Annotated in this window: 16 protein-coding genes; 8 read left to right on the top strand and 8 right to left on the bottom strand. The window is 69.0% G+C overall.

Annotated elements, in window-relative coordinates; all coding sequences use genetic code 11:
• Nucleotides 1–2: 2 nt before the first annotated feature.
• Entirely contained in the window at nucleotides 3–2336 is a 2334-nt protein-coding gene (locus tag ACT3CF_RS10560) for an LPS-assembly protein LptD (protein WP_478422534.1), read from the bottom strand.
• A gap of 120 nt (nucleotides 2337–2456) precedes the next feature.
• Between ACT3CF_RS10560 and ACT3CF_RS10555 the strand changes: the two genes are divergently transcribed.
• Both ACT3CF_RS10555 and ndk read left to right on the top strand, forming a co-directional pair.
• Nucleotides 2457–2909, top strand: coding sequence for a DNA polymerase III subunit chi (locus ACT3CF_RS10555; protein ID WP_478422533.1), 453 nt, complete (start codon nucleotides 2457–2459; stop codon nucleotides 2907–2909).
• Nucleotides 2910–2982: 73 nt separating this feature from the next.
• Nucleotides 2983–3405 (top strand): nucleoside-diphosphate kinase, encoded by a 423-nt coding sequence (gene ndk / locus ACT3CF_RS10550; RefSeq protein ID WP_476227909.1) that lies wholly within the window; start codon nucleotides 2983–2985, stop codon nucleotides 3403–3405.
• Between the two features lie 64 nt (nucleotides 3406–3469).
• Here ndk and ACT3CF_RS10545 read toward each other — a convergent pair whose 3' ends face one another.
• The 6 genes from ACT3CF_RS10545 to ACT3CF_RS10520 form a co-directional block, all read right to left on the bottom strand.
• On the bottom strand, nucleotides 3470–4849 hold the full coding sequence (locus ACT3CF_RS10545; RefSeq protein ID WP_478422531.1) for an ATP-binding protein: 1380 nt from the start codon (nucleotides 4847–4849) through the stop codon (nucleotides 3470–3472).
• Nucleotides 4846–5565 carry a response regulator gene (locus tag ACT3CF_RS10540; protein ID WP_478422529.1) on the bottom strand — a complete coding sequence of 240 codons (720 nt, stop codon included), beginning with the start codon at nucleotides 5563–5565 and terminating at the stop codon, nucleotides 4846–4848. Before ACT3CF_RS10540 ends, ACT3CF_RS10545 begins: the two co-directional genes overlap by 4 nt.
• Nucleotides 5566–5660: 95 nt before the next feature.
• Nucleotides 5661–6254 (bottom strand): EF-hand domain-containing protein, encoded by a 594-nt coding sequence (locus tag ACT3CF_RS10535; protein ID WP_478422527.1) that lies wholly within the window; start codon nucleotides 6252–6254, stop codon nucleotides 5661–5663.
• Between the two features lie 164 nt (nucleotides 6255–6418).
• The gene (locus ACT3CF_RS10530) at nucleotides 6419–7198 is read right to left on the bottom strand and encodes a thioesterase family protein (RefSeq protein ID WP_478422526.1); all 780 of its coding nucleotides are present in this window, start codon (nucleotides 7196–7198) and stop codon (nucleotides 6419–6421) included.
• Nucleotides 7195–8739 (bottom strand): class I adenylate-forming enzyme family protein, encoded by a 1545-nt coding sequence (locus tag ACT3CF_RS10525; protein ID WP_478422525.1) that lies wholly within the window; start codon nucleotides 8737–8739, stop codon nucleotides 7195–7197. Before ACT3CF_RS10525 ends, ACT3CF_RS10530 begins: the two co-directional genes overlap by 4 nt.
• 222 nt (nucleotides 8740–8961) lie before the next feature.
• Nucleotides 8962–9660: a glutathione binding-like protein gene (locus tag ACT3CF_RS10520; protein ID WP_478422524.1), complete on the bottom strand. Its 699-nt coding sequence runs from the start codon at nucleotides 9658–9660 to the stop codon at nucleotides 8962–8964.
• A 504-nt stretch (nucleotides 9661–10164) separates the two neighbouring features.
• Between ACT3CF_RS10520 and ACT3CF_RS10515 the strand changes: the two genes are divergently transcribed.
• Nucleotides 10165–12909: a TonB-dependent receptor gene (locus ACT3CF_RS10515; RefSeq protein ID WP_478422523.1), complete on the top strand. Its 2745-nt coding sequence runs from the start codon at nucleotides 10165–10167 to the stop codon at nucleotides 12907–12909.
• Nucleotides 12910–13024: 115 nt separating this feature from the next.
• On the opposite strand, the gene ACT3CF_RS10510 is transcribed toward ACT3CF_RS10515, so the two are convergent.
• Nucleotides 13025–14269 carry a TetR/AcrR family transcriptional regulator gene (locus tag ACT3CF_RS10510; RefSeq protein ID WP_478422522.1) on the bottom strand — a complete coding sequence of 415 codons (1245 nt, stop codon included), beginning with the start codon at nucleotides 14267–14269 and terminating at the stop codon, nucleotides 13025–13027.
• 163 nt (nucleotides 14270–14432) lie between these two features.
• Here ACT3CF_RS10510 and ACT3CF_RS10505 point away from each other — a divergent pair, with 163 nt between their 5' ends.
• The 5 genes from ACT3CF_RS10505 (at nucleotide 14433) to ACT3CF_RS10485 (ending at nucleotide 19469) form a co-directional block, all read left to right on the top strand.
• Nucleotides 14433–15716 carry an acyl-CoA dehydrogenase family protein gene (locus tag ACT3CF_RS10505; protein WP_478422521.1) on the top strand — a complete coding sequence of 428 codons (1284 nt, stop codon included), beginning with the start codon at nucleotides 14433–14435 and terminating at the stop codon, nucleotides 15714–15716.
• A gap of 84 nt (nucleotides 15717–15800) precedes the next feature.
• Entirely contained in the window at nucleotides 15801–16886 is a 1086-nt protein-coding gene (locus ACT3CF_RS10500; protein WP_478422519.1) for a Zn-dependent alcohol dehydrogenase, read from the top strand.
• Nucleotides 16883–17902 carry a phosphotransferase family protein gene (locus ACT3CF_RS10495; protein ID WP_478422517.1) on the top strand — a complete coding sequence of 340 codons (1020 nt, stop codon included), beginning with the start codon at nucleotides 16883–16885 and terminating at the stop codon, nucleotides 17900–17902. The genes ACT3CF_RS10500 and ACT3CF_RS10495 overlap by 4 nt, the downstream gene beginning before the upstream one ends.
• Nucleotides 17899–18672: an SDR family oxidoreductase gene (locus ACT3CF_RS10490; protein WP_478422516.1), complete on the top strand. Its 774-nt coding sequence runs from the start codon at nucleotides 17899–17901 to the stop codon at nucleotides 18670–18672. Before ACT3CF_RS10495 ends, ACT3CF_RS10490 begins: the two co-directional genes overlap by 4 nt.
• Nucleotides 18672–19469 (top strand): SDR family NAD(P)-dependent oxidoreductase, encoded by a 798-nt coding sequence (locus tag ACT3CF_RS10485; protein WP_478422514.1) that lies wholly within the window; start codon nucleotides 18672–18674, stop codon nucleotides 19467–19469. The genes ACT3CF_RS10490 and ACT3CF_RS10485 overlap by 1 nt, the downstream gene beginning before the upstream one ends.
• Nucleotides 19470–19521: the final 52 nt, after the last annotated feature.

Here is a 19521-nt window from a genome sequence, read left to right as displayed (position 1 = left end):
GGCTAGCGTCCCAAGTTCTTTAGCGCCAGCGTCAAAAGGAAGCTGTTGCCGCGCCGCGCGTCACCCGTCGTCTGATAATCGCGACGCCAGGTGAGCCCCAGCCGCAGACAATCGTCCTCATAGGTGAAGCCGACACGGTGCCGCACCGGCTCGAAACCGTCGGCTTGCGACAGCACGTCCTCGGCGCGGTCGGTCAGGTCGATCAGCGCCGAGCCGAATACCGACCAGAAGCGGTTGATCTGGATTCGTCCGCCGACGCGCGCCTCCTCGCGATCCTGAAGATCCTCGAGCTGGCCGGTGATGTTGCGGTTGAGCCGCAGATAGCCGAGCGTGACATAGGTGCCGCGCGTGCCGATCGTGGTGTCGAGTTCGTTGCGACGCACGGCCAGCCCGTCCTTGTCGAGCCGGTAGCGGTGCGTGAAGCTGACGAAATCGCCGACCCGGACCACCGTGCGGCCGACAATGTCCGATACGCGGCCGTCGAGCCCCGTGCCTTCTGGGAACAGCGTGTTGCGGTCCGACAGGCGATAGCTTTGCCCGATATTGGCGTCGATGCTGAACCCCGGCAGATAGAGGCCATAGTCGAAGCCGTAGGTCACGCGCGTCGAATCGTCGAAGCGGTCGTAGCCGGAGAAGCGGTTGAGCGCGAAAAGGTTCGAATCCTCGAGATCGACCGCACGGGCGTCCTCGTTCGGAACCTCAAGGTTGCGCGTGCGGGGCGAGGCGACGAACTGGACGCGCGGCGTCAGCCGCTGGGTGCCGCCGAACGCACTGGCGATCAGCGGCCATTTCACGTCGACTGCGAGTGCGCCGATGCCGCGGAACTGGAACCCCTCGTCTCCGCGATAGCTGGCGATCGTGGTCAGCGCGGTGCCGTGGGTGTTGTAGATGTCGCCGCGGCCATAGGCGGTGAAGGTGACTTCCTGGCCCCAGCGCGTGAGCGTGCGCAGATCCCAGCGTGCGCTGGCGAAGGCGCGCTGCGAATCCTGCCCCTCGGTCCGCGCGATCGCGAGCGTGTTGAGCTGAAGCTCGACGCGACCGCCGAGTACGCCGTCGTCGATCCGGCGGCGATAATCGATTTCGGGAAGCGCGATCGGCTGAAAGCCCTGACGGTCGTTGACGCGCAGCGTCTGCACCGCCCAGGCGTTGACCGAGAAATAGCTGTCCTGGTCGATATGCTCGACGCGGACATTGTTGCGCAGCCGGTCGTCGCGCGAAATGTCGTAGCGGCGCAGGAAGGTGCGGTCGGAGGTGAGGCGCAGCGATCCGCTGGCGCTCCAGCCGTCGCCGAGCTGAAAATTGCCGACCGCGTCGATATAGCCGCGCAGGTCGTTCTTCGACGTCGAGGCGGTGATCGGCACCGTGAGGTCGTCGGCACGGCGGCTGTAGGTGCCGTAGGCGGTCACGCGATAGGCCCCGAAGCTTTCGAGCGCGCGATATTCGCCCTGGATCATCGGCAAGGTGTTGGTGAAGATCCGCGGGGTGATCGTCAGGTCGCGGTTGGGCGCGAGGTTGAAGAAATAGGGCAGCGCGATCTGGAAGCCGTTGGTGCGGCTGTAGCGCGCATCGGGAGTCAGCAGACCGCTCGCGCTGCGCCCGCCCACCGGGTGCGAAAAGGCCGGGAGCGGCAGCGACACGGTGCCGAACACGCTGATCCGTGCGCCGGTGTAGCGGATGCGCCCGGCGTCGGGATCATAGATGACGCGCCGTGCGGTGATCTTCCACGACGGCTCCTTGGGGCAATTCTGGAGATCGGTGACCGAGCAGGCGGTATAGGCGGCGTTGTCCACCGTCACGATGCCGTTGTCGCGTCGACCCCGCTGCGCCGCGATCCGGCCGCCGGCGTCGAGCACGATCAGCATGTTCTCGACCACGCCGTCCTTGAGCGTGTCGGTCAGCTCGATCCGGTCGCCATAGGCGGCGTCGCCTTCGGGGTTGATGACGACGATGTTGCCCTCGGCAAGCACCTGGCCGGTCTTGCGATCCCACACGACCTTGTCGGCGCGCAACCTGTCGCTGCGCCGATAGAGGCGCACGTCGCCCGTGGCGGTGACGATGTCGTGCTCCCAGTCGTAATCGAGCTGGTTCGCCGTGAACTGGACCTGGTCGTCGGCGGGGAGCGGCGTGGCCGAAGGCGGCGGCGGGGTCGTGCCGCGATCCTGGAGATCGGTCTCGCCCGATTCCGGGCCGGTTTGGGGCGCACCGGCATCGTCGGCGCGTTGCGGCCGCGTATCGGCGCCGGCACCCGCACGGGCGGCCGACTGCGCGTCGGCTTCGATCGGGGCGGCAAGGCAGACGCCGAGGGCGGCGGACAGCAGGAGAGCCTTGCGCGTCACGTTTTCTTCCACCTTTACCTTCACTCCCAGGCACTCCCGCGCGCTCGCCCTATCCCAGCACCGGCGCCATCGCAACGCCGCTGCGTTGGCGCGAGACGCAGGGCGCGCTAACACGCGGCCATGCAGGTCGATTTCTATCATCTCACGCGAACGCCCGTCGAACGCGCGTTGCCGCAAATCGCCGAAAAGGTATTGGCATCCGGTGTACGATTGCTGGTCGTTTCGGCCGATGCCGGCCAGCGCGCGGCGATCGACCAGCAGCTCTGGGCCTATGCGCCGGCGAGTTTCCTGCCGCATGGCGAGGCGGGCGGTGCGTTCGATGCCGAACAGCCGGTGCTGATCGCCGATGCGGTGCCCGAGGACGGGGCCGCGGCCAACCAGGCGGCGCATGTCGCGCTGATCGACGGACAGTGGCGCGACGCGGCGCTGCATTTCGCACGCGCCTTTCACTTTTTCGACGAGCGCGCGATCGCCGAGGCGCGAACGGCGTGGAAGGCGCTGGGTGCCCATGCCGAGGTCGAGCGTCGTTACTGGAAACAGGACGAAACCGGCCGATGGGAACGCGCCGCCTGAGCTTGCCAAAATGCGCGCCCCGCACTAGGGAGCCGGCCATCCCGACAACCTCAAATGCAGGAGCCGCACGGCCATGGCCGCGACCCGGACCTTTTCGATCATCAAACCCGACGCCACCCGCCGCAACCTGACCGGCGCGGTCACCAAGATGCTGGAGGAAGCGGGCCTGCGCGTCGTCGCTTCCAAGCGCATCCAGATGACCCGCGAGCAGGCCGAAGGCTTTTACGCGGTGCACAAGGAGCGTCCGTTCTTCAACGATCTGGTCGAGTTCATGATCTCGGGCCCGGTCGTCGTGCAGGTGCTGGAAGGCGAGAACGCCGTTCAGCGCAACCGTGACATCATGGGCGCGACCAACCCGGCGAACGCCGAGCCCGGCACGATCCGCAAGGAGCTGGCCGAATCGATCGAGGCGAACTCGGTCCATGGTTCGGATTCGGAAGAGAATGCCGCGATCGAGATCGCGTTCTTCTTCAAGCCGGAAGAAATCGTCGGCTGATCCGACAGGGGCGCTGCGTCGATCCTGCCATGGCAGGGGCGCGGCGCCTTTGCCCCGCCCGGCGCTATCCGCGCCGCGGCAGGGTGATGGTGGCCCGCAGGCCGCCTTCGGGGCGATTGGCGAGCCCGATCTCGCCACCTGCCTCGCGTACGATGGCGCGCGCGAGCGCAAGCCCCAGTCCGGCGCCGCCGGTCTCGCGATTGCGCGAGGTTTCGAGCCGCGTGAACGGATCGAACACCGCGGCGAGCTGATCCTCCGGGATGCCGGGCCCGTGGTCGCTGACCTCGATCGTCAGGCGCCGGTCGTCGGCGATCAGGCGCACCGCCGCGCCATGGCCGTATTTGACGGCGTTCTCGATCAGATTGCGAACCGCCCGCCGCATCAGCGCCGGCCGCAGCCGGGCGCGCAGCCGCGGCGATTCCTCGAAACTCACCTCGGCGCCCAGATCGCGGAAATCCTCGACAACCGCGTCGATCAGCGCCGGCAGGTCGACTTCGGTCGGCGGCTCGCTCGGGCGGCCGAGGCGGGCCAGCGACAGGATGTCCTCAAGCGTGCGGTTCATCTCGTCGATCGTGTCGGCCATGCGGGTGCGATCATCGTCGTCCTCGACCGATTCGATGCGGACGCGCAGCGCGGCGAGCGGCGTGCGCAGGTCGTGGCCGATCGCGCCGAGCATCCGGTCCTTTTCGTCGAGCATCGCGTTCACGCGCAGGCCGAGCGCGTTGTACGCAGCGATCACCGCGCGAACATCGGCGGGGCCGCGTTCGACGACCGGCTCGGGCGGTTCGCCCGGGCGAAAGCTGCGTGCGGCCGTGGCGAGGCGGCGCAGCGGCAGCGCGATCCGCCGCCCGGCGAGCAGCAGCGGGATCAGCACGACGGCGTAGAGGATGAGCGTCTGGCCGAGCAGCTGCCACACCACGCCGCGTTCGTAACGCGGCCAGGGGGCGGTGAGCGAGAGCCAGCCGCGGCCCGGCAGGGCGACCGCGATGCGCAGTTCGGCGCCCAGCCGGCGCATCCGTTCGGCGCGTTCGGGCGTGACGCCCGGCGGCGGCGGGGCGTGATCGTCGAACGGGCGGATCGCCGCGACGACGGCACTGGGGTGGATGCCGCTGTCGTTGAGTGCGCGCAGGATGTCGCGCTCCAGATCGGGACGGCGGCCGGCATCGGCGGGAATCGGATTGTCGGGCGTGACCTGGATGCGCCCGCGATGTTCGTGGAGGCGCGGGCGGGGCGGGGCGGGAAAAGGCGCCGCGGCGGGGGTGGCGGCAATCCGTTCGGCCGCATCGGCGAGCCGGGTAACCGCCGGAACGACGACCTGGCCGAAGCGCGCGGCGCTGCGCTCCTGAAGCAGCAGCGTAAAGTTGATCGCCTGTGCCACGAACAGCGCGACCGCGACGAGCAGGCCGATCTGGCCGGTGAGGCTGCGCGGGAGCAGCCGGATCAAAGCCGCGTCACCTCGGCCGCGAGCGTGTAGCCGCCGCCCCACACCGTCTTGATGATCGCCGGATTGCGCGGATCGGGCTCGATCTTCTTGCGCAGGCGGCTGACCTGATTGTCGATCGCGCGGTCGAACGCGGCCGCCTCGCGGCCTTGCGTCAGGTCGAGCAATTGGTCGCGGGTGAGCACCTGGCGCGGGCGCGTCACGAGCGCGTGGAGCAGGTTGTACTCGCCGGTCGAAAGCGCGACCGACACGCCCTCGCGGTCGACGAGCGCGCGCTCGCCGCTCTTCAGAACCCAGCCGGCAAAGGCGAAACTGCCCGTTTCGGGTGCATGCTGGCGCGTTCCGCCGGCGGCGAGGCGCCGTAGCACCACCTTGACGCGCGCCGCGAGCTCGCGGGGGCTGAACGGCTTCACCACATAGTCGTCGGCACCCATTTCGAGCCCGACGACGCGGTCGGTCTCCTCGGTGCGCGCGGTGAGCAGGATGACGGGCGTTTCGCTCGTCTCGCGGATGTGACGGCACAGGCTGAGCCCGTCCTCGCCGGGCATCATGATGTCGAGGATGACGAGGTCGATCGCATAGGCGGCGAGCCGGGCGCGGGCGCCCTCGGCATCGCCGGCCTGGGTGACGCGGAAGCCCTGGCGCGTGAGGAACTGGGCGAGCGGCTCGCGGATCGAGCGTTCGTCGTCGACGAGCAGCAGGTGGGGCAGATCGGCCATGTCGCAAGCTTACCAGCAGAAGCGGGCGAGGAAAGGCCCGGGCCGCCGCCCAAAGGGGGCGGGAGCGGCGACCCGGGCCGGCGGGCGGCGCGCGATCAGTCGTCGGCGCCGCCGGGATTGCCGCCCGGGGGCGGGGGCGGCGGGGGCATCTCGCCGGGCGCGCCGGGGCCGTGGTGGCGGCCGAAGCGGCCGGGACGGGGGCCGTCCGGACCCATCAACGGCCGGACGGTGGCGCGCGCGGCCTCGATCTCGGCGGCGTCGATCCGGCCGTCGCGATTCTGGTCGATGAAATCGAACAGCCGCGTTGCCTGGGCGCGTTCCTGATCGAGCGTCACGGTGCGGTCGGCGCCGGGCGGGGGCGGCGGCATGGCCGGGCCGTGGCGCATCATCGGGCCGCCGGGCATTGGGCGATCGCCGTCGGGACCGCCGGGGCGGCGATGTGCGGCGCGGCGCTCGTCGGGCGTGATTTTGCCGTCCTTGTCGGCGTCGAGCCGTGCAAAACGGGCATCGACGGCCGCCAGCCATTCGGCGCGGGTGACGACGCCGTCATGGTTGGCGTCGGCGCGCATCAGCGCGCCGGCATGCGGCGGGGGCGGGGGTGCCGGGGGCGCGGCAGGGGCCTGCTGCGCCTGGGCGGCTCCGGTGAGCAGCGTCGCCCCGAGCAGCGCGGCGACGAGCGTCTTGTTCATCGGCGGGTCTCCTGTTCGGCCACGGTGATCCGTGGACCCCGCCGATATCGCCCCCGGCTGTCCCCCGATTGTGTCACCGATCGCGCAAAAATGTCGCAAATTGTCGCGATCGCGTGAAAATCGGCGCCCGATCCTGTCGTTCGCGCGCGAAAAGCCGCCGTTGCTCAGCCGAAGATGGCGACCGCCTGAATCGCCTCTGCCATCATTGCCCCGTCGGCGTTCCAGATCGCCATCCGCTGGCTGCTGAACCCGTCGCCGACATGATCGGCGCGCGTGCCGAGCAGCCACCAGCCGTCGCGCGTGGCGGGTTCGGCCGTGAGCAGGTTGATGTGCCAGTTGAGCGAGCTGACCGGCATCCCGCCCAGCCCGGCGAGCCGCATCGCGCCCGGCGGCAGCGCGTCGCCGATCGCCATCAGCTCGACCATCGGATCGAGCCCGTCGCGTTCGTGAAGCCGCGTCCAGCGGAGCCATTCGGCCGGCGCCGGATCGGCAGGCAGCGGATCGACATAGTCGAAGTTGCTCGCGAAGAAGCCGGGCGGGCCGGAGAAGCACCGCGCATCGGCGGCCGGCGCGGCGACGGGGGCCGGATCGGCGGCGCCGTGTCCGATCGCCGAGTTGCGCGCCGACATGAACACGAAGGTCGCGCGCATGCCGAGCCCGGCCTCGCCGGTCACGTCGGCCTGGACGAAGGCGGCGTTGCGGCCGCGGCGCAGCGTCTGCGCCGACACCGCGATCGCGCCGTCGAGCGGCCCGACAAAGGCGATCTGCGCCGAACGCAGCGGCGGCAGGTCGGACGCGACGCGGTGCGCCGCCGCCAGCGCGAGCGCCGCCGAGAAGCCGCCATAGGCGGTGCGCCCCTGTTTCCAGTCGGCGGGCACCTGCGTGCGCAGTCCCGTATCGGTGGTTTCGGCCGCAGCCAGGATCGTCGCGAGCGCGTTGGTCAATGCTGTTCCTCCCCCAGCGCCGCGCCGGCCCGATCGGGGACGTGCGCGGCATATTCCTGTTCAAGCACACGCTTGAGCACCTTGCCCAGCGCGTTGCGCGGCAGCGCGTCGACGCGGTGGACCGCGGCGAGCCGCTGAACCCTGGCGACGCGCGCGTTGCACCAGTCGCGCAGCGCCGCCGGATCGGCGGTGCCGACGAAACAGGCGACGGGCGTTTCGCCCCAGCGTTCGCTGGGCACGCCGAACACCGCGCATTCGTCGACCCCCGGATGGTCGAGCAGCACCGCCTCGATGTCCACCGGATAGATGTTGAACCCGCCCGAGACGATCATGTCGCGCGTCCGCCCGACGAGCGTCAGGAAGCCGTCGGCGTCGAGCCGGCCGAGATCGCCGTGGCGCAGATAGCGCGTGCCGTCGGGCGCCACCCAGGTCGCCGCCGCAGTCGCGTCTTCGCGGCCGTGATAGCCCGACATGATCGCGCGCGCACGGCTGACGACTTCGCCGACCGCGCCTGCCGGCACCTCGCGCCCGTCGGCATCGACGAGCCGGATCTCGTGCCCGTCGAGCGGGCGGCCGACGCTGCCGAGCTTGTCGGGATGCGCGTTGCACACGAGCATCGTCGTCCCGCCGCCTTCGGAAATGCCGTAATATTCGACGAGCATCCCCGGCCAGCGCGCGAGGATGTCGGCCTTGAGCGCGGCGGCGAACGGGGCGCTGGTGCACGTCTTGAGCCGGAAGCTCGACAGGTCGAACCGGTCGAAATCGTCGAGCGCCATGATGCGCTGATACTGGACCGGCACGAGCATCGTGTGCGTGCCGCGATGGCGTTCGGCGAGCGTGACATAGCTGCGCGCGTCGAAGCGGCGCATCAGCACGACGGTGCCGCCCCAGCCGAGCGTGGGCAGCACGCTGATCCAGGTGGTGTTCGAATAGAGCGGCGTCGCCACCATCGTCACCGCGGTGTCGAAACCCGGCGGCGCGTGCGCGATATGGACCCAGCGCATCGCGTGCGACTGGACGATCCCCTTCGGCGTGCCCGTGGTGCCCGACGAATAGATGATGTTGAACGCGTCGTCCGGCCCGCGCGGCGCGGGTGCGGGCGCCGCCGCGTCGCCGACCCAGCAGGCGAGCCCGTCGGCATCGAGCGGCGCGACCGGCACGCCGCCCGCCAGCGTGCGCGTCGCCTGGTCGGCATCGGCGAAGAGCAGCGCGGCGTCGCAGTCGCCGAGCATCGCCGCCACCTGCGCATCGGTGAGCGAGGTCGCGAGCGGCGCGGGGACGCAGCCCGCGCGCAACGCCCCGACAAAGGCGATGATGTAGCCGGGTCCGTTTTCGCCGAGGAAGGCGATCGCCCGTCCGGGCGCGATCCCGGCGCGCTGGATCGCGGCGGCGACGCCGTCGGCGCGCGCATCGAGCGTCGCATAATCGAGCGGATGATCGTCGCACCACAGCGCGACCGCGCCGCCGCGCTCGGCGGCGTGCGCACGGATGAGATCGGGCAGGGTGGCGAAATCCCCCGCCAGCATGGCCTTGGCCGACATTGCGAACCCCCTGTTGTCGTTTGCTTTTCCGCTAAGCGACCGCGGCGCGCGATGCCACAGGGATTTTCATGCAGTCGACGGGGGAGGCGGGCGAGTGCGGGGAAGGGCGCGGGCAAGGACGCCGGCAAGGGGCCGGTCGCTCCCCGCCCGGCCGGCCGCAGGGGCATGGCCGGGCGGGCGCGGCGCCGTAGCGTCCGGGCGGGCCGGACGCCGATACGGCGGTCAGGCCGGTCCGGCAGTGCCCTGACCGAACAGGATGCGGCGTTCGGCGTCGGTCATCGGCTTTTGTTCGGGGCGAACCTCGTCGCCGCGGGCATAGGCGCGGATCGTCGCCGGGCGCGCGCGAATCGATTCGAACCAGCGGCGCAGATTGGGAAAATCGTCGAGATTCTGCTTGTGTGCCTCGTGCGGGACGATCCACGGATAGCAGGCCATGTCGGCGATCGAATAATCGCCCGCGATGAAATCGCGTCCTTCGAGCCGCCGGTCGAGCACGCCGTAGAGGCGGCGCGTTTCGTTGACATAGCGGTTGATCGCATAGTCGACGCGTTCCGGGGCATAGATGTTGAAGTGGCCGTTCTGCCCCGCCATCGGGCCGAGCCCGCCCATCTGCCACATCAGCCACTGGATCTGATCGAAGCGCGTGCGGACGTCGGTGCCGAGGAAGCGGCCAGTCTTTTCGGCGAGGTAGAGCAGGATTGCGCCGCTTTCGAACACGCTGATCGGATCGCCGCCGTCGGCGGGCGCGGTGTCGACGATCGCGGGCATGCGGTTGTTGGGCGCGATCCTGAGGAAATCGGGGGCGAACTGTTCGCCGGCGCCGATATTGACCGGGCGGATGCGGTAATCGACGCCCGCCTCCTCGAGAAACAGCGTGATCTTGTGCCCGTTGGGCGTCGGCCAGTAGTAAAGTTCGATCATCGTTTCGCTCCCATGAACGCCGCGCGCAGGTGGGGTGCTGCCGCGAGCGTTGCAATGGTCGCGACGCCGGGCGGGGCGCACCGGCCGCGTGCCGCCTGCGGTGAGCGCGGCCGCGCGTGGCGGGGCGGCCGGGGAACGGCGGCCCGGAATCGGCGCTCCCGCGTCGAACCGGACGCAGCCTAAGGGAAAGCCGCAGGCGCCGGAAATCGCATACCCCGTTTTCGAAAAGATCGCGATCCGGCGACAGCGTTCGCCAGATCCGGCCGCGCTGCAGTGCAGTATCGCCCATGTAGAGCCATTTAATCGTTATGCTTCGCACCGGCAGCGCCGTTTCGGGCACGAAATTGCGGCAGATGCGAACGATGCAAAGCTGCAACACCGCGAGTCCAGTCCCGCTTTGCAACCTTTGTTATGCTTGACGACGGTGAAGGAACCGGGTGTTATTCGAGCCTAGGGTATGGAGCAGCCAACAATAACGCTCCGGCCCGTGGAGAGGAGAGCAACATGCGGTTACGCCTTTTGTCGGCATGCGCGATTCCTGCCATCGCGATGGCGCTTGGAGGTCAGGCGCACGCGCAGGACAGCCAGCCGGCAGCCGATGCCCAGTCGAGCAGCGCACAGGAAACCGGTCGTTTCGACAGCAACGAGATCGTCGTCACCGCGCAGGGGCGCGCACAGGTGCTCGCCGACGTTCCGGTCGCGGTTTCGGCGATCAGCGCCGAGACGATGTCGCTGACGGGCGCGAACGACATCCGCCAGCTCAACCAGGTGACGCCGTCGCTGCTGGTCTCGTCGACCGGCACCGAGGCCAACGGCGCCGCGCGTATCCGCGGCATCGGCACGGTGGGCGACAATCCGGGCCTGGAAAGCTCGGTCGCGGTGTTCATCGACGGGGTGTACCGCTCGCGTTCGGGCATCGGCCTGAACGAACTGGGCGAGATCGAGCGCGTCGAGGTGCTGCGCGGGCCGCAGGGCACGCTGTTCGGCCGCAACGCGTCGGCGGGCCTGATCAACATCGTCAGCAAGGCGCCGAGCCCGGTGTTCAAGGCGGGTGCCGAGGCGACCTATGGCAATTACAACAATATCCGCCTGTCGGGCTATCTGAACGCGCCGCTGGCCGACAGCCTGTCGGGCCGGATCGACGCGGTGTACAACAAGCGCGACGGCTTTTACCGCGACGAGGTCAACAAGCGCGACGTCAACGATCGCGACCGCTATTTCCTGCGCGGCCAGTTGATGTTCGAGCCGTCGTCGGACCTGAGCGTGCGGCTGATCGCCGACTATACGCATCGCGACGAGGCGTGCTGTGGCGCGACCTATGCAACCAACACGATGAACCCCTTTATCGGCGGGCTCAACGATCCGGCGCAGAACAACATCGTGCGCGTGCTGCGCGATCTGGGTCAGCCGATGGCGGCGTTCACCAACCCCTATGACCGCAAGCTGTGGGTTTCGGCGGGGCGCAGCCTGCAGGGCAAGACCAAGGACTGGGGCATTTCGGGGCAGGTCGACTGGAACCTGGGCGGCGCCAAGCTGACGTCGATCACCGCCTATCGCGACTATCGGTCGGACCAGGGATCGGACACCGACTATAGCGCGGTCGACATCCTCTATCGCGCGGGCGACGGCAATTCGGCGCGCCAGTTCAAGACGTTCAGCCAGGAACTGCGGCTGCAGGGCACCGCGTTCAACGAGAAGTTCGACTGGCTGATCGGCGGCTATTACGCCAACGAGGATCTGACCGTCCTCGACAATCTGCGCTTCGGCAACCAGTATGGCCGCTTCGCGACGTGCCGCATCGTTTCGGGCAGCGCGCTGGCGGCGCTGTATTCGCCGACCTCGACGGGGTGCCTTGCGGCGCGCCCGGCGGCGTTCGGCGCGGCCTCGCCGCTGATCTATGCGGCGTTCGACCGGCTCGACGGGATCAACGACAAGGGCACGACGCTCGACCATTATCTGCAGAACAGCCGCAACTGGGCGGTGTTCACGCACAATATCGTCCATCTCGCCAAGAATTTCGACCTGACGGTGGGCCTGCGCTACACCAACGAGCGCAAGAAGTTCAACGCGACCTTCGGCAACGACAACACCGCGTGCGTCGCCAACCAGTCGGCGCTGCTGCCGCTGCGCGCCAACGCCGCGCTGACGGGGATCGTCGATGCGATCGTCGGGCTTTCGTGCCAGGGCAATTCGACGTCCGAGGTCAACGGCGTGTCGATCCACGACCGGCGCAGCGAGGACCGGCTGACCGGGACCGCGGTGCTTTCGTACAAGCCGATCGACGACCTGCTGCTCTATGCCAGCTATTCGCGCGGCTACAAGGCGGGCGGGTTCAACCTCGACCGGTCGGCGCTGAAGGCCCCGATCGCCACCTTTGCCTCGGTCGGCGGCGCGCAGGCGCTGACCGGCGCGTTGCAGTTCGACCCCGAGACGGTGAACGCCTATGAAATCGGCGCCAAATACTCGACGGGGCCGTTCACGCTGAACGTCGCGGCGTTCCGGCAGGAGTTCAAGAACTTCCAGCTCAACACGTTCAACGGCACCGTCTATCTCGTCCAGAACATCAACGGCTGTTCGAAGTCGCTGGGCGGGGCCGATCGCGACCAGGCCAAGTTCCCCGGCACGGCGAACTACAACCCGGCGGCGGCGACGAGCGGCGCGTGCGCGAAGGACGACGTGACCTTCGGCCTGCTCTCGCAGGGCGTCGAGATCGAGGCGTCGCTGGTGCCGATGCGCGACCTGCGCGTCGGGCTGGGCCTGACCTATTCGGACACCAAGTATCGCGACAACCTGGTCGGCAACGCGGCGGGCGTGCCGCTCGACCCGGCGCTGCGCGAACTGCCGGGTTCGCACCTGTCGAACGCGCCCGAATTCGTCGCGACCGCATCGGTGGCGTGGACGCCGGCGATCGGCAGTTCGGGGCTGAGCGGGCTCGTCTATTTCGACGGCCGCATGACCGGCGATTACAACACGGGGTCGGACCTGTTCCCGCAAAAGGCGCAGGACGGCTATGCGATCGTCAACGGCCGCATCGGCATCCGCGGGCCGCAGGAGCGCTGGGCGATCGAGCTGTGGGCGCAGAACCTGCTCAACCAGAACTATACGCAGGTGACGTTCAACTCGCCTTTCCAGGAAGGTGCGGCGAGCGCGCCCTTCACCGACCCGCAATATCCGGGCGGGCGCCAGACCTTTTCGTCCTATCTGGCCGAGCCGCGGACCTATGGCGTGACGGTGCGCGGACGCTTCTGACCGGCGGGGCAAAGGCGAAAGGGGCGGGAGCGGCACCGGCTGCTCCCGCCCTTCGCTTTTCCGGTGCGGCGGCACGGCGCGGGGCGGCCGGCGGGCCGCTGTCGCTCCGGGCGGGTCAGTCGGCGAGGACGCGCGTGTCGAACAGGCCGAAGGCGAGCGTCGAGGCGTAGAAGGCGACGGCGCGTTCGCGCGGCATCGTGCTTGCCCATTTGCGCATGTCGAACGCTGCGTTCTGGAGCGCCATCAGCGCCTGGCTGGCGACGAGCGGGTCGATCGCACGGACCGAGCCCTCGGCAATGCCGTCGGACAACATGCCCGCAAAGCGGCGCGCGATGCGGTTCGACCGGTCGATCATCGTCGAGCGCACGCCCTGGGGCAGGCCCGACAGCGCGGTGGTGCGCAGCAGCGGGCCGTGTTCGGAGAACTGGACGTCGAGCAGCGTCGCGATCGCGCTCGACAGCCGCTGCCACTGGCTGCCCGACAGCGCCTCGGCGCGGCGCTGCGCCTCGCCGATCAGGTCGAAGCTGCGCTGGTAGCAGGCGATGACCAGATCGTCCTTGGCGTCGAGATGGTGGTAGAAGCTGCCCTTGGTGACGTTGAGCTCGGAAGCGATCCGCTGAACCGATGCGCCGCGATAGCCGAGCTCGTTGATCAGCCGCGTGGCAGCGAGGAGGAAGGCGTCGCGGCCGGGTTCGGGCTCGACCTGCGCGAGATCGAGCAGCGCGGGCGCCCAGCGCTGGCCCGCACCCGCGATGCCGTGGCGGAACACGTCCATCAGCCGCGCCTCGACGCGGGGATATTCGTCGAGTTCGTAGCGGGTGAGCCAGACGGGCAGCCAGAAGGTGTTTTCGAGCAGCACGTGCGCACGGCCGCCGTGCAGATCGGTTTCGGCGCGGCTCGCGGGTTCGCCCCACAGCGCGCGCGTCTTGCGGAAGATGTTGCGCCAGCCGGCGAGGAGCTGGCCCTTCATCGGCTCCTCCATCGCGCGCAGGTCGGAGAGCACCGCGAAGTCGCGTTCGTCGCCGCGGCGGACGCGGGCGAGGCGGACCATGTTGGCGTGGAGATAGTGGGCGACGCGGCGTTCGGGCGTGGGCTCGGCCATCGCCTCTTCGAGCATCGCGTCGAGCCGCGTGAGCGTGTGCTCGAACGCGGCGGCGGCAAGATCCTCCTTGCGCTTGAAATAATAGGTGACGCTGGTGGTGTTGAGCCCGACGCGGCGCGCGACGTCGGCGAAGGTCATGCCCTTCGCGCTCTGTTCGTTGATGACCTCGGCCGCGGCGGCGAGGATCGCGTCGCGCTTCGCCTGGAAGCGCTTGGTGCCCTTGTCGGCGGCCGCGGCGGTTGCGTCTTCGTCCTGCATCGGACCTTTCTAGCGGCACGGGCGGCTTCCCGAAACGGCTTTTTTGGGTTTCGGGGATGGAAATTCACCCCGGCGCAATAGCGTTTTGATCGGTGCCAAGGGGCTTTACCGAATATCGGGTATGGCCTAAGCCTTGGGTGAAAAGACAGGAAAGGATGCCGCGATGGACTTCACGCTCAGCGAGCGCGAAACCTATTACCGCGATCGGGTTCGCCAATTCATCGATTCGGAGATCCGCCCGCGCGATCCCGAATATCGTGCCCAGGAGGCCGAGGGCGAGCGCTGGAAGGTGATTCCCGCGATCGAGACGGTCAAGGCCAAGGCGCGCGAGGCCGGGTTGTGGAACCTGTTCATGCCGCCGCATTCGGGGCGGCCGCCGGTCGACGAGACCTTCCGGTTCGAGGGGACGCAGCTTTCCAACCTGGAATATGCGCTGTGCGCCGAGGAGATGGGCCGGATCTCGTGGGCGTCGGAGTGCTTCAACTGCTCGGCGCCCGACACGGGCAACATGGAAGTGCTCCAGCGTTACGGCACGCGCGCGCAGAAGGACGCGTGGCTGCGCCCGCTGATGGACGGCGAGATCCGTTCGGCCTTCCTGATGACCGAACCCGCGGTCGCGTCGTCCGACGCCACTAACATCGAGACGCGGATCGAGCGCGACGGCGACCATTATGTCATCAACGGCCGCAAATGGTGGTCGTCGGGGACGGGTGATCCGCGGTGCAAGATCGCGATCGTGATGGGCAAGACCGATTTCGACGCGCCGCGCCACCAGCAGCAGAGCATGATCCTGATGCCGCTCGATGCGCCGGGCGTGACGATTGAGCGGATGCTGCCGGTGTTCGGGTACGACCATGCGCCGCACGGGCACGGCCAGGTGCTGCTGGAAAATGTGCGTGTCCCCGTCGAGAACATGCTGCTGGGCGAGGGACGCGGTTTCGAGATCGCGCAGGGCCGGCTGGGGCCGGGACGCATCCACCATTGCATGCGCACGATCGGCGTCGCCGAGGCGGCGATCGAGGCGATGACGCGGCGCCTGCTCGGGCGCGTGGCGTTCGGCAAGCGGATCGCCGACCATTCGATCTGGGAACAGCGGATCGCGCGCGCGCGGATCGACATCGAGATGACGCGGCTGCTGTGCCTGAAGGCGGCCGACATGATGGACAAGGCGGGCAACAAGGCGGCGCAGCTCGAGATCGCGATGATCAAGGTGCAGGCGCCGTCGATGGCGCTGGCGATCATCGACGACGCGATCCAGGCGCATGGCGGCGCCGGGGTGAGCGACGATTTCGACCTGGCGAGCGCCTGGGCCAATGTCCGCACGCTGCGGCTGGCCGACGGCCCCGACGAGGTGCACGCCCGCGCGATCGCGCGCGCCGAATTCGGTCGTTACGGCGAGATGAAGGCCGACCGGCCGTCGTCGGGCGCGCTGGGGGTGGCGCGCTGAACCGGGCGGCGCCCCGTCCGGCGCGACGGGGCGCACCCCTTCCACCTGCAAGCCGCCGGCGCGGCCGGCGATGAGGAGCGAGCGATGAAGGCTGCCGTGCTGTTCGAGCCGCGGACCCCCTTGTCGATCGAGGACGTGCGGATCGATTCGCCCGGCCCGCGCGAGGTGCTGATCCGCACCGCGGCGGTGGGCGTGTGCCGATCGGACCTGCATTTCGTCGACGGGGCGTTCCCGCACCCGATGCCGACGGTGCCCGGGCATGAGGCTGCGGGCGTGGTCGAAGCGGTGGGAAGCGGCGTCAGCCACCTGCGCCCCGGCGACCATGTCATCACCTTTTTCACCGTGTTCTGCGGCGCGTGCGAGATGTGCACGAGCGGTCGCCCGTCGTTGTGCATCGACCCGTCGACGCGGCGCCCCAAGGGCGCGCCGCCGCGCGCCACGCTGGCCGACGGCACGCCGCTGGCCCCGTTCCTGAACCTGTCGGCCTTTGCCGAGCAGATGCTGGTGCACGAAAATGCGTGCGTCGCGATCGACAAGGCGATGCCGCTCGATCGCGCCGCGTTGCTGGGATGCGCGGTCATCACCGGCGCGGGCGCAATCTTCAACGACAGCCGCGTGCGCCCCGGCGAGCAGGTGGCGGTGGTGGGCGCGGGCGGCATCGGCCTGGCCGCGATCAACGCGGCGCGCATCGCCGGCGCGGGCAGGATCGTCGCGATCGATCCCGTCGCCGAGAAGCGCGCCCGTGCCCGCACGATGGGCGCGACCGACGTTTTCGACGCCGCCGACCCCGATCTGGCCAAGCGCGTGCTCGCGCTGACCGAGGGCGGGGTGCATCACGCGGTCGAGGCGGTGGGACGACCCGAGACCGCCGAGCTTGCCTGGACGATCCTGCGCCGCGGCGGCACCGCGACGATCCTGGGCATGATCGCCCCGGGCAACGAGGTGCGGATTCCCGGCCCGAGTTTCCTGACCGGCAAGAAGATCCAGGGATCGCTGCTGGGTTCGACGCGCTTCCCGATCGACATGCCGCGGCTGGTGCGGATGTACCTCGACGGGCGGCTCGACCTCGACACGATGGTCGCCGAGCGCATCCGGCTGGACGACGTCAACGCCGCCATGGACAAACTGAGAAAGGGGGACGCCGTGCGATCGGTGATCGAATTCGCATGAGTGATCTGGACGAAGCGCGGCTTGCCGCCTGGATGGAGAACGCGGTCGCCGGCTTTGCCGGGCCGGTCACGGTCGAGAAATTCCCGGGCGGGCAAAGCAACCCGACCTATCGCATCGAGGCGGCGAGCGGCCGCTATGTGCTGCGCCGCAAGCCGTTCGGGCCGATCCTGCCGTCTGCCCACGCCGTCGAGCGCGAATATCGGCTGATCGCGGCGCTGCACCCGACGGGCTTTCCGGTCGCACGGCCATATGGCCTGTGCGAGGACGAGGGCGTGATCGGCGCGCCCTTCTATATCATGGAGCTGGTCGAGGGGCGGACGCTGTGGGACGGGACGCTGCCCGGCATGGCACCCGCCGAGCGCACGGCGCATTATCACGCGATCGTCGACACGCTCGCCCGGCTGCACGCGATCGATTACGACGCGGCGGGGCTGGGCGATTACGGCAAACCGGGCAATTATTTCGAACGGCAGGTCGCGCGCTGGTCGAAGCAATACCGGATGAGCGAGACCGAGACGCTGCCCGAGATGGAGCGGCTGATCGAATGGCTGCCGCGCACGGTGCCCGCGCAGACACGGACCGCGATCGTCCATGGCGATTATCGCATCGACAACATGATCTTTGCACCCGACGGGCCGCAGGTGCGCGCGGTGCTCGACTGGGAGCTTTCGACGCTGGGCGATCCGCTGGCCGATTTCTCCTATTTCCTGATGAGCTGGGTGACCGAGCCCGAAGGCCGGTCGGGCGTGATGGGGCGGACCGGGGCGGAGACCGGCATCCCGCCGATCGAGGCGATCGTCGAGCGTTATTGCGCGGCGACGGGGCGCGACGGCGTGCCCGACCTCGACTGGTATTTCGCGTATAACCTGTTCCGGCTGGCGGGAATCGTCCAGGGGATCAAGAAGCGGATGATCGACGGCAACGCATCGAGCGCGCAGGCGGCCGAGACGGTCGCGCGGTTGCCCGGGCTGGTGGCCGCGGCGTGGCGCTTCGCCGAACAAGCGGGGGCCGCATGAGCGCCAACGACATCTTCGACCTGACCGGTTGCGTCGCGATCGTCACCGGATCGTCGCGCGGGATCGGCCGGGCGGCGGCCGAGGCGCTGGCGGCGCAGGGCGCGCGCGTCGCGATTTCGAGCCGCGACCAGGCGGCATGCGACGCGGTGGCCGCGGAAATCAACGCGCGGCACGGCGAGACGCGCGCGATCGCGGTCGCCGCCAATATTTCGGACAAGGCGGCGCTGGCCGCGCTGGTCGAGGCGACGCGGGCGGCGTTCGGCCCGATCGACGCGCTGGTGTGCAACGCCGCGACCAATCCCTATTACGGGCCGCTCGCGGATATTTCGGACGCGCAGTTCCGCAAGATCCTGGACAACAACATCCTGTCGAACCACTGGCTGATCCAGCTTGTCGCGCCCGAGATGCGCGCGCGGCGGCGGGGATCGATCGTGATCGTGTCGTCGATCGGCGGGATGCGCGGATCGCCGGTGATTGGGGCGTACAACGTTTCCAAGGCGGCCGACCTGCAGCTTGCCCGCAACTATGCGGTCGAGTTCGGACCGGACAATGTGCGCGTCAACTGCATCGCGCCCGGGCTGATCCGCACCGATTTCGCGCGCGCGCTGTGGGAAGATCCCAAGCAGGCGGCGCGGATGAACGCGGTGACGCCGTTGCGGCGGATCGGCGAGCCCGAGGAGATTGCGGGCGCGGTGGTGTTCCTGGCCAGCGACGCCAGTCGGTACATGACCGGACAGGCGCTGGTGATCGACGGAGGGGTAACGATCTGATGCGTTTTTCGGGCAAGTCGATCATCGTCACGGGCGCGGGATCGGGAATCGGGCGCGCGACGGCGCAGGCCTTTGCCGCCGAGGGTGGGCGCGTCGTCGCCGCCGATATCGACAGCGCGGTCGACGCGACCGCGGCGGCGATCACCGCGGCGGGCGGCGAGGCGGTGGCGCTGCGTATCGACGCGGGCGACGAGGCGGGCGTGACCGAGGCGGTTACGCTGGCGTGCGATCGTTTCGGCGGGCTGGACGTCTTTTATGCCAATGCCGGGATTTCGGGTGGCGCGGCGGGCATTTTCGACAGCGACGTCGATTTGTGGACCGAGGTGCTGCGCGTCAACCTGATCGGGCCGTTCCTGGCGATCAAGCACGCCGCGCCGAAGATCGTCGCGCGCGGCGGGGGCGCGATCATTTGCACCGCGAGCGTCGCGGGGCTGCGATCGGGCGCGGGCGGACCGGCCTATTCGGCGTCGAAGGCCGGGGTCATCAACCTGGTGCAGACCGCGGCACAGCAGCTCAGCACCTCGAACGTGCGCGTCAACGCGATCTGCCCCGGACTGATCGAGACGGGAATGACGCAGCGCGCGTTCGATTATGCGCGCGAACGCGGCAAGGAGGACCGGCTGGGCCAGCTCAACCCGCTGCGCCGCGCGGGGCGGCCCGAGGAGATTGCGCGCGTGGCGCTGTTCCTGGCGTCGGACGAGGCGAGCTATGTCAACGGGCAGGCATGGGTCGTCGACGGCGGGCTTTCGACGAGCCATCCGGTGACGCGGCAGGAGTTCGGCAAGAGCGCCTTTTGAGGGCGGCTGCCGGCGGGACGGGAGCGAGGCGCCCCCGTCTCGCCGCCGGCAC

This window comes from Sphingomonas chlorellae, from assembly GCF_056485145.1.
This window is presented reverse-complemented; position numbering and strand designations above follow the sequence as displayed.